Raw genomic sequence first — 1887 nt, 5'->3', positions numbered from 1 at the left:
AGGGTAAGCGCAAGAAAAAATTGCCCATAATGTGCATTGGCTGGATATCGGTTGAGCGTGGCTCGAAACCCCTATAATCTCGTAGAAATTTATTATCAATAGAGTTTAATTGTTGAGAATGATCCCCTTTTTTTATCAATAAGCTACAGCTTATTGATTCTTGCGCTTACCCTGTTCCGGAACCAACTATTAATAAAGTAGCGTAGTCAGCATTCAGTAGAGTAGCGTAGTGGCGTGGCACACCTAAAAATGTAGGTTGGGTTGAGCGGTAGGGAAACCCAACAAAGGGTTACTGGTGTTGGGTTTCATTCTTCAACCCAACCTACGCTTATTGCACCATTTTAGATGTGTCGGTCCAGTAGGGTGCGTTAGGGACCGGCTCGCTTTTGGGCTTGATTGCGCTTTGTTGGGACAGCCGGTCCCGTAACGCACCACCGGGTCAAACAGTCGGGAGTCGGGGAGAGTAGTCAAGGGTTTTCATGAGCTATTTAGAAATACTATAACTGTGTGGAAGATAAATAATTTGGTCTTGATATTCGGTTTCAAAAGATGCCTCTGCTAGAAAAACCAACTCATCAATATTTTCTCCCATACTTAACTTGGTGTTGAGAATAAAGATTCCTGGTATGTGATTCCCTTCTGCAATATAATCAGCTAAGTGGGTAGGCATAGATTTACGATTATTTGTCACCAGCACAAAACCATGCTCGTCACACCAGTTCAGAATTTGTGGGTCTAACGTTCCTCTTGCAGGAGTATTCGGTTCACCAACAACCCACATTACCAAATCAGGAGAATTCCGCAGCAATTGGATTTTGTAAGCAGGATTGACATTTTCATCCAATAGATATTTGAGAGTCATCAGCTTTTTTGATTACTTTTCGTTCTGCTCTCAACTTCCGCAATCGCAGCGCAGAAGTCGAGGGGTTAAGTTGCTGTGCTTTCAGTTGCTGGTGACTCCACTCTAACCAGTCAGCAACATATTGGCTGACCATTTCTTTATTGTGTAGATAATAAAGAATAGTGGCGTAGACCTGTTCTAGATTTAGGGATGGATAGGTTTCGGCAATTTCTTCGGGAGTGCGGGCACGATGGATATAATCATAGAGAATAGTTTCTATTCCTATTCTTGTGCCTTTGAGCCGAATATCGTCCACACTGAGGAAGTCAAAATAGTCTTCTAATTGCATTTTTTTATAGCAAAGGGAGTCGGGAGTCGGGAGTCGGGAGTCGGGAGCAGGTAAGAGGCAATAGGCAATAGGCAATAGGCAATAGGCAATAGGCAATAGGCAATAGGGAAAAATCCTGTGTACCTCTTAGTTATGGAAAACGCTGTATTAGCTTATTAGCTCGTTATAATTAAGAATTTTATCATACTTTGATGATGTTGGGATACAAAATTACTGAACCACAAGTATTGGGTGCATATCAATGCATGAAATTAGGCAAAAATTATAAGAAAAGTTCCACAATACCCGCGCCCCCGCCCCATACTCTTCCCGATTCCCGATTCCCGATTCCCGATTCCCGATTCCCGATTCTCGATTCCCGATTCCCGATTCCCGATTCCCGATTCCCGATTCCCTGTTCCCTGTTCCCTTTATATATACATCCCAAAACCAAAAAAAAATAGCCGTAGAAATACTATCCACGGCTATTTCAATTACCTATGTCAGCACAATATCCGAAACTTTCGGATGTGATCCTATGCTATCAGACCAAACCCAAGACCGCGCTGCATCGCTTATTCAAAAGCACCTCAAGTAGCGTGCGCATTAGCTGATAGCACCTCAAGTAGCGTGCGCGTAGCGCTTAAGCTGATTGCTGAATACTCTAGCAGGGGGACAACGAAGCTTGTAACATAGACAGGGCTTGTTCTCTAGCCCG

Annotated in this window: 3 protein-coding genes; 1 reads left to right on the top strand and 2 read right to left on the bottom strand. The window is 43.3% G+C overall.

Going from position 1 to position 1887, the window contains the following annotated elements:
- Positions 1-484: 484 nt before the first annotated feature.
- A complete protein-coding gene (locus tag AC4II3_RS32600) occupies positions 485-862 on the bottom strand; it encodes a DUF5615 family PIN-like protein (protein ID WP_488017466.1) in 378 nt (125 codons plus the stop codon).
- The gene (locus AC4II3_RS32595; RefSeq protein WP_287266237.1) at positions 837-1190 is read right to left on the bottom strand and encodes a DUF433 domain-containing protein; all 354 of its coding nucleotides are present in this window, start codon (positions 1188-1190) and stop codon (positions 837-839) included. Before AC4II3_RS32595 ends, AC4II3_RS32600 begins: the two co-directional genes overlap by 26 nt.
- A 245-nt stretch (positions 1191-1435) precedes the next feature.
- Here AC4II3_RS32595 and AC4II3_RS32590 point away from each other — a divergent pair, with 245 nt between their 5' ends.
- Complete coding sequence (locus AC4II3_RS32590) at positions 1436-1633, top strand: hypothetical protein (RefSeq protein WP_488029856.1); 198 nt, start codon at positions 1436-1438, stop codon at positions 1631-1633.
- Positions 1634-1887 lie beyond the last annotated feature (254 nt).

Source organism: Moorena sp., assembly GCF_982860115.1.
The sequence above is the reverse complement of the archived record's forward strand: the minus strand, read 5'-3'. Positions and strand labels throughout refer to the sequence as shown.